The 7,925-nt window shown below is 73.5% G+C and carries 8 protein-coding genes and 1 pseudogene; 4 read left to right on the top strand and 5 right to left on the bottom strand.

Features of this window, described 5'->3' with window-relative positions; all coding sequences use genetic code 11:
- Nucleotides 1–8: 8 nt before the first annotated feature.
- On the bottom strand, nt 9–827 hold the full coding sequence (locus AC061S_RS39940) for a PhzF family phenazine biosynthesis protein (RefSeq protein ID WP_478690773.1): 819 nt from the start codon (nt 825–827) through the stop codon (nt 9–11).
- 206 nt (nt 828–1,033) lie between these two features.
- Here AC061S_RS39940 and AC061S_RS39945 point away from each other — a divergent pair, with 206 nt between their 5' ends.
- The gene (locus AC061S_RS39945; protein ID WP_478690774.1) at nt 1,034–1,654 is read left to right on the top strand and encodes a PadR family transcriptional regulator; all 621 of its coding nucleotides are present in this window, start codon (nt 1,034–1,036) and stop codon (nt 1,652–1,654) included.
- 116 nt (nt 1,655–1,770) lie between these two features.
- On the opposite strand, the gene AC061S_RS39950 is transcribed toward AC061S_RS39945, so the two are convergent.
- Nucleotides 1,771–2,199, bottom strand: a complete 429-nt coding sequence (locus tag AC061S_RS39950; RefSeq protein ID WP_478690775.1) for a type II toxin-antitoxin system Rv0910 family toxin — start codon at nt 2,197–2,199, stop codon at nt 1,771–1,773.
- Between the two features lie 192 nt (nt 2,200–2,391).
- Between AC061S_RS39950 and AC061S_RS39955 the strand changes: the two genes are divergently transcribed.
- Nucleotides 2,392–3,354 carry an EamA family transporter gene (locus tag AC061S_RS39955; RefSeq protein ID WP_478690776.1) on the top strand — a complete coding sequence of 321 codons (963 nt, stop codon included), beginning with the start codon at nt 2,392–2,394 and terminating at the stop codon, nt 3,352–3,354.
- A 165-nt stretch (nt 3,355–3,519) separates the two neighbouring features.
- Nucleotides 3,520–4,566, top strand: coding sequence for a DMT family transporter (locus tag AC061S_RS39960; RefSeq protein WP_478690777.1), 1,047 nt, complete (start codon nt 3,520–3,522; stop codon nt 4,564–4,566).
- Here the strand turns inward: AC061S_RS39960 and AC061S_RS39965 are convergent.
- Nucleotides 4,553–5,290 (bottom strand): pyridoxamine 5'-phosphate oxidase family protein, encoded by a 738-nt coding sequence (locus AC061S_RS39965; protein WP_478690778.1) that lies wholly within the window; start codon nt 5,288–5,290, stop codon nt 4,553–4,555. The genes AC061S_RS39960 and AC061S_RS39965 overlap by 14 nt on opposite strands.
- Nucleotides 5,291–5,327: 37 nt before the next feature.
- Between AC061S_RS39965 and AC061S_RS39970 the strand changes: the two genes are divergently transcribed.
- Nucleotides 5,328–6,659, top strand: coding sequence for an aminotransferase class I/II-fold pyridoxal phosphate-dependent enzyme (locus AC061S_RS39970; protein ID WP_478690779.1), 1,332 nt, complete (start codon nt 5,328–5,330; stop codon nt 6,657–6,659).
- 46 nt (nt 6,660–6,705) lie between these two features.
- Here the strand turns inward: AC061S_RS39970 and AC061S_RS39975 are convergent.
- Nucleotides 6,706–6,951, bottom strand: a pseudogene (locus AC061S_RS39975) (IS5/IS1182 family transposase); the annotation flags it as partial.
- Nucleotides 6,952–7,047: 96 nt separating this feature from the next.
- Complete coding sequence (locus AC061S_RS39980) at nt 7,048–7,683, bottom strand: VOC family protein (RefSeq protein ID WP_478690780.1); 636 nt, start codon at nt 7,681–7,683, stop codon at nt 7,048–7,050.
- Nucleotides 7,684–7,925 lie beyond the last annotated feature (242 nt).

Raw genomic sequence — 7,925 nt, forward strand, 5'->3', positions numbered from 1 at the left:
CCGCCCTCTTACGGCGCGCTGAGCAGCTCGCCGTCGATGACCGTGACCGCGCGCCCGATCAGCAGCGTACGGTCGCCCAGCAGCCGGACCCGGACGAGGCCGGTGCGGGCTCCGCCCTGGAGGCCGACGAGCTCCGTGCGGCCCAGCCGCCGTGCCCAGAAGGGGGCCAGGGCGGTGTGGGCGCTGCCGGTGACCGGGTCCTCGTCGATGCCGAACGCGGGGAAGAAGCCGCGCGAGGCGAAGTCGTAGCCGCGGGAGGGGTCCTCGGCCGCCGCGGTCACGATGATCCCGCGCCGGGAGTAGCCGCGCAGGGCGGCCAGGTCCGGCGTGAGCTCCCGTACGGTCCGCTCGTCGGCCAGCTCCACCACCAGGTCGCCGATGTGATCCGAGGTGTCGTGGACCGACTTGGCCGGTGCGCCGAGGGCGCGCTCCACGGCGGGGTCCGGCTCGACCTCGGTCAGGGAGGAGGTCGGGAAGTCCATGACCAGGGTCCCGTCCCCGGCGGCCGTGACCTCCAGGATTCCGCAGCGTGCGGCGAAGCGGACCGTCCCTGTGGTGAGGCCGCCGGCGGCCAGGACGTGGGCGGTGGCCAGGGTCGCGTGGCCGCACATGTCGACCTCGGCGGCCGGGGTGAACCAGCGCAGCGCCCAGTCCGCCTCGCCGCCGGGCGGGAGCGGATGGGCGAAGGCGGTCTCGGAGAGGTTGACCTCGGCGGCGACCTGCTGGAGCCAGGCGTCCGGGGGGAACCCGCCTTCGAGGAGCAGGACGCCGGCGGGGTTGCCGCCGAAGGGGCGGTCGGTGAAGGCGTCGACGATTCGGATGCGCATGTGATCGACCGTAGAGACGCGGCGGAGTCGGCCGCAAAGGCCAATTCGGGATGACTGGACTGCTCTCGGCCGCTGGTCGTGCGGTGGTCCGCGATGTTCGCTGGAAGAGTTTCCGATATATCGTTGACGCATCGCGATGGGTCAACGATAGTAGAGACATCGCATCAGCGACATCGAAATCACCGAATGAGGAAAGGAGCGCAGTCATGCGTTCACACGGACAGCACGGACACGACCACGGACATGAGCACGGACGGGGTCACGGCCACTGCGGGCCGGACCGTCGGGAGGAGTTCCAGCGGCGGCGCGCCGCCTTCGGGCCGTTCGGGCCGCCCTTCGGCGGCGGGCCCTTCGGTGGGCGCGGCGGACGCGGCGGACCGCGCGGCCGGGCCCGGCGGGGTGATGTGCGCGCCTCCATCCTGGCGCTGCTCACCGACCGGCCGATGCACGGCTACGAGATGATCCAGGAGATCGGCGAGCGCAGCGGCGGGGCGTGGAAGCCCAGCCCGGGGTCGGTCTACCCGACCCTGCAGCTCCTGGAGGACGAGGGCCTCATCACCAGCGAGAGCGAGGGCGGCAAGAAGCTGTTCACGCTCACCGACGCCGGCCGCACCGAGGCCGAGTCCGGCCCGGACGCCCCCTGGGCGGAGGCCGGCCGCGGCTTCGACTTCGAGGCGATGAACGAGGTCCGGACGGCCGGTTTCGGCCTGATGGAGGCGTACGGCCAGGTCTTCAAGACCGGCACCCCCGCGCAGCGGGAGAAGGCCCTCGCCGTCGTCAACGACGCCCGCAAGAAGCTCTACCTGATCCTGGCCGACGAGCACTGAGTGCGGGTCGGCGGGACCTCCCGCACACGCCGGCGCGCCCCGCGAGAAACCCTCGCGGGGCGCGCCGTCGTGTGTGAGCGTGCGTGCGTACGGACCTGCTCGGCCGGGAGCGCTGCTCAGGCGACCAGGCCGGAGAGCTTGCGGAGCGACTCGTTCAGGGCGGCGGTGGCCGAGTCCTTGAGCTTGCCCGCCATGAGGGAGACCGCGGCGCCGGTGAACTCGCCGTCGATGCGGACCGTCGTGGCCTCGCCGTCCGGGACCAGGGTGTAGCGGGTCAGGACCGCCACGCCCATCGGGCCCTTGCCGGTGATCGCGAAGACGCGCTCGTCCTCCAGCTCCGAGACCGTCCACAGGACCTCGGCCGGGAAGCCCATCATCTTCATGTTCTCGGCGAAGGTGGAGCCCACCGCGAGGGTCTCCGGGCCGCCCTTCGGGAAGTTGGTGTGGGTCATGCTCCACTGGCCGTAAGCCTCCCAGTCGGTCAGCTGGGACCAGAGCTTCGCGGCGGACGCCTCGATGCGTGATTCCGCGGTGACTTCAGCCATGCGACCACCCCTTCTCGTCAGGTACGTGCGGCGGAAGGTAGTCCCGGCGGACGCAACATTCAAGACTGACGACCTGTCAGATATCGGGGATCGGGGTGGGTGGGGGCCCGGCCGGTGTCGGGTCGGTCTCGGGAGCGTCTCAACAGGTGTCACGGTGTCTTCGCTCCTGACCGGCCCTGCCATGATGTCCGAATGCAAGCGTCAGGGAGACATGCCGGACTGGGCCTCGCCCTCGTTTCGGCGATCGCGTTCGGTGGTTCGGGTGTGGCGGCGAAGCCGCTGATCGAGGCGGGTCTGGACCCGCTCCACATGGTCTGGCTCAGGGTGGCCGGGGCGGCGCTCGTGCTGTCCCCGCTGGCCTGGCGCCATCGCGATCTCGTACGCCGCAAACCCCTGCTGCTCGCGGGCTTCGGAATCGTCGCCGTGGCCGGTGTCCAGGCCTTCTACTTCGCCTCGCTGTCCCGGATCCCGGTCGGTGTGGCCCTGCTGCTGGAGTACCTCGGCCCGGCGCTGCTGCTCGGCTGGATCCGCTTCGTGCAGCGCAGGCCCGTGACCCGGGCCGCCGCGGCCGGCGCCGCCGTGGCCGTCGTGGGCCTCGCCTGCGTGGTGCAGATCTGGGCCGGGCTGAGCCTCGACCCGCTCGGCGTCCTGCTCGGCCTCGCGGCGGCCTGCTGCCAGGCCTTCTACTTCGTCTTCGCCGACCAGGGCAGCGACGGGGACGACGTGCCGGACCCGATGGGCATGATCGCGTACGGCATGATCGTCGGCACCCTCGTGATGACCGTGATCGCCCGGCCCTGGCAGATCGACTGGCAGGTGCTGGGCGGGGACGCGGCGCTCGGGGACCTGATGGTGCCCGCGCCGGTGCTGCTCGGCTGGGTGGTGCTGATCGCCACCGTGTTCGCGTACCTGACCGGCGTGGTCTCCGTGCGCAAGCTGTCGCCGCAGGTCGCGGGCGTGGTGGCCTGCCTGGAAGCGGTCGTGGCGACCGTGCTGGCCTGGGTGCTCCTCGGCGAGCACCTCGCGACCTGGCAGATCGTCGGCGGTGCGCTGGTGCTGGGCGGGGCCTTCATCGCGCAGACCTCCCGGGGGCAGGCCGCGCCCGGGGTCGCGGAGCCGGTGGCCGCTCTGGACCGCGATCCGAGCAAGGTCTAGGATCTCGATCATGCTGTCGACCGTGCTTCCGCCGCCCGCCGCCTAGCGCGGGCGGCTGCCACCACGTAGAAGAACCCGCCCCGGGCCGTGTCCCGGGCGGATTCGCGCTGCCCGCGAAGCGATGACCTGCACCTTTCATCCTTCACGCACGCGCGGAGACCTCTCGTGTCGATCCAGCCGGTCCAGTCGGACCACACGCCCGCCACCGGGCGCAGCCTGCTCTTCCTCGTCATCGCCGGAACCGCCTGGGGCACGGCGGGGGCGGCGGCCTCCCTGCTCTTCCTAGCCAGTGACCTCGGCCCGCTCGCCCTGTCGTTCTGGCGGTGCGCGGGCGGGCTGGCGGTGCTGCTCGCCGTACTCGCCGTACGCCGCCGCCCGCGGGGCGGCAGCGTACGGCGCAGTGCCGTCAGGGCGGGCGCCGTCCGGGAGAGGGCCTCGGTGGGGTCGCTGATCGGGACCGGGCTGCTGTTCACCCTCTTCCAGTCCGCGTACTTCGCCGCCGTGCGCGAGACCGGCCTCGCCGTGGGCACCGTGGTCACCCTCGGATCCGGGCCCGTGCTCATCGCGCTCGGGGCCCGGTACTGGATGGGGGAGCGGCTCGGCCGGGGCGGGACCGTCGCGGTCGGCGGGGCGCTGGCCGGGCTGGCCGTACTCGTCCTCGGCAGCGGTGGCGGCGAGGTGCGGCCGCTCGGCGTCGGCTGGGCGCTGCTGTCGGCCGCCGGCTACGGGGCCATGACCCTGCGGGCCAGGCTGCTCGGGCGGCGCGGGACCGGCGGGGACCCGCTGGTCACCACCGTCTGGTCGGTCGGGGTGGGCACGGTGTGCCTGCTGCCCTTCGCCCTGGTGGAGGGGCTGATGCCGCACACCGCGGAGCCCGTCCGGGTGCTCTGGCTGCTCGCCTACATGGCCACCGTGCCGACCGCGCTGGCCTACGCGCTCTACTTCAGCGGGGCCGCCGCGGTGCGGGCCGCCACGGTGTCCGTGATCATGCTGATCGAGCCCGTCGGCGCCGCGGCGATCGCCGTCCTGGTGCTCGGGGAGCGGCTGACCGGGCCGGTGGCGCTGGGCACCGTACTCCTGCTGTCGGCGGTGGGCGCGCTGATCGCCGCCGAGTCGCGGCGGCCGGCGGACGAGCGGGATGCGGACACGCGGGAGGGCGGGCCGGAGGTCCGGCCCGCCCCTGCCGCCGAGGCGGCCGTCAGAGCGCGGTGATGTAGTCCGGGACGGCGATCCCCGCGGCGAGGTCGGCGGCCGGGACCGGGGTCCCGTACGCCGGCGCGACCGGGACCACGCCCGCCCAGAACGGCAGCGCGAGGTCCTCGGGGTCGTCGCTCGGGCCGCCGTCGCGGACCTTGGCGGACACCTCGTTCAGGTCCAGGCGGATCACGGCGGTGGCCGCGAGCTCCTTGGCGCTGGCCGGCCGGGAATCGGACGAGCGGCCCGGGACGACGTGGTCGACGAGGGCGTCGAGCGCGATCCGGCGCTCCTCCGGGTCGGTCACCTGGTAGGCGGTGCCGTGGACGACCACCGAGCGGTAGTTGAGCGAGTGGTGGAAGGCGGACCGGGCCAGGACCAGGCCGTCGAGGTGGGTCACGGTGAGGCAGACCGGCAGCCCCGGGTCGGCCTTGCCGGCCGCGAGGAGCGGGCCCGAGCCGGTGGACCCGTGCACGTAGAGGGTCTGGCCGACCCGGCCGAAGAGGGTCGGCAGGACCACCGGCGCGCCGTCGCGGACGAAGCCGAGGTGGCAGAGGTAGGCCGCGTCGAGTATCGAGTGCACCGTCTCGTGGTCGTAGTGCGCACGGTCGCGGTACCGGCTGGGGACGGTACGTTCGGTGGGCGCGTACCCGGTGGCCGACGCGGCTGAGGTCGTGGCCGTGGTCGCGGCCGCTGCCGTCGACGTCTCCGTGGTGGTCTCGGGGGCAGGCGTGACGCTCATCGTGCGGACTCCGTTGTATTAGTGCATACTTGGCTTTGTGCTAGGAGAGTATCTGATCATCGGGCGGCGCGCATCGGAAATCGCCGCGAGTGTGGAAGCGGGCGTCGCCTCCGGCGCGCTCGCGCCGGGAGCGCTGTTGCCGCCGATGCGGGAGCTCGCCGGAGTGCTGGGGGTGAACCCCAATACCGTGGCCGCGGCGTACCGCACGCTGCGCGAGCGCGGGGTCATCGAGACCGACGGGCGGCGCGGCAGCCGGGTGCGGGCCCGCCCGGCGACCGCGCCGCGCGACCAGCTGCGGATGACCGTCCCGGCGGGGGTCCGCGGTATCGCCTCCGGCAACCCGGACGTTCGGCTGCTGCCCGCGCTGGACGCCGCGCTGGCGGGCGCGGCGCGCCGGTACGCCGCGGAGCCGACGCTCTACGGCCACGACCCGGTGGTTCCGGAGCTGGCGCGGCTCGCCCGGGCCGCCTTCGACGCGGACGGGGTGCCGGCCGGGGAGGTGGCGGTCACCTCGGGCGCGCTGGACGGCATCGAACGGGTGCTGGCCGCGCACTTGCGGCCTGGGGACGCGGTGGCGGTCGAAGACCCGGGGTGGGGGAGCGTGCTCGACCTCGTCCCGGCGCTGGGGCTACGGGTGGTGCCGGTGGCCGTGGACGACGACGGACCGCTGCCCGGCTCGGTGGAACGGGCGCTGGCGCAGGGGGTGCGGGCGCTGCTCGTGACGGCCCGGGCGCAGAACCCGACCGGGGCGGTGGTGAGCGCGGAGCGGGCCGCGGAGCTGCGGGCGGTGCTCGCCGGGTACCCGGAGGTGCTGGTCATCGACGACGACCACGGACACGGCATCGTGGACCTGCCGCTGAACGTGCTGGGCGGGGTGACCCGGCACTGGGTGCTGATCCGCTCCACCGCGAAGGCGTACGCGCCGGACCTGCGGCTCGCCGTTCTGACCGGGGACGGGGTCACGCTCGACCGGGTCCGGGGGCGGCAGCGGCTGGGCCCGGGCTGGGTGAGCAGGCTGCTGCAGTACACGGCGGTGGAGCTGTGGAAGGCCGGGGCGGTCGACCCCGTGGCGGTCGCGCGGTCGTACGGGGAGCGCCGGGACGGGCTGGTCGCGGCGCTGGCCCGGCGCGGGGTGCGCGCGCACGGGCGGAGCGGGATGAACGTGTGGGTGCCCGTCGCCGAGGAGACGGCGGTCGTCACGCGACTGCTGGGCGCGGGCTGGGCGGTCGCTCCGGGGGCCCGGTTCCGGATGGAGTCCGGGCCGGCGGTGCGGATGACCATGTCGACGCTGTCCCTGGCGGACGTACCGGTGCTGGCGGAGGCGGTGGCCGCGGCGGTCCGCCCGGCGTCCGGGGGGCGGCTCGACTGACGGCGGGGGCGCGGTGCCGGTGGGCGTCGGCTTGATCCGGCAGGCCGCGCGCTCGGTCGGCTTCGTGCCCAGATGAGGATGGCGGCGAGGTGGAGTGCTGCCTGGCGATCTGGTCGGACGGCTGCGGGATGCCCCCGCGGATCCCGCGTCGTCGCAGGTGGGACCGGATGGCACGGGAGGAGTGGGCCCGGTCCGCGAGCACGGCCAACGGCCGGGTTCGGGGCCTGCCGGGCCCGCTTCGTGGCGCGCGGATGCGGGCCATGACCGCTTCGAAGGCGGGTGCGTCGCCGGCCCATCTGATCAGCCGTTTGTGGGCGGTGTGGAACGGGCCGAGCTCGTCGGGCAGGTCCCGCCACCCGGCTGCTCCCGCGGGGCAGTCGGGCCCTGGTCAGATCGTGACCGGGCCGTGGGCGGTGGCGAACTCGACCGAGACCAGGCCAGGCTCCTCATCCTCGACCCAGGTGACGTCGATCTGGTCGAGGGGGTGGTCGGCCGGTTCGCCGAGGAATTCGGCGATGGAGGCGGCGTCGCCGGCGATGGAGACCCCGTGGATGGTGGTGGAGGTGCGCGGGTCGGCGCTCGGGCGCTCCTCGATGGGGACCGACCACTGAAGGAAGTAGGGCAGTTGCGGTTCCTCCAGCAGTTCCAGCAGGCCGATCTGCTTCCACCTCAGGTCGAACCCGTCGGGGCGGACACGGTGGCCCTCGGCCGAGGTGCGGCCGAGGCGGGCCTCGACCGGGGCGATGTCGTCGACGGAGACCACCCAACCGAGCCAGCCGCCGCCCTCGGCGGCGCGGCGCGCGACCGCCTGGCCGAAGGGTGCGCGGTCGGCGGCGGGGTGGTCGAGTGTGGTGACGACCTCGACGTAGGTGCCGCCGCTCAGCGGGAGAATGAAATTGCGGGTGCCGAATCGCGGGTGCACGCCCCCGTCGACGAACCCGGCCCCGAGGGCCGATCCGATCCACTGGACGGTCGAGACGAAGCTGTCGCGGGCCACCGCATAGGACACGTGATCAAGTCGCACCGCGCCATCATCACCCGACAACCCGCACAAATCCCTACGCCACGCCCGCCGCCCCCGGCCGCGACCTGGTCGCCGTGGATTCGGCCGTGGAGCGGATCGATCCAAGAGGCAGGCTCTAGTAGGGCTTTGTTACGTGCTGTCGTAGGGCTGCCATGGGGTGGGTTGTCGGCAGGTTGGGCATGTGCCGGTCCAGGTGGCGATGAGGTGTTGGAGGAGGTCCAGGGCCTGGTAGAGGGTCAGGC

The sequence above is a fragment of the Streptomyces sp. CA189 genome (assembly GCF_056428985.1).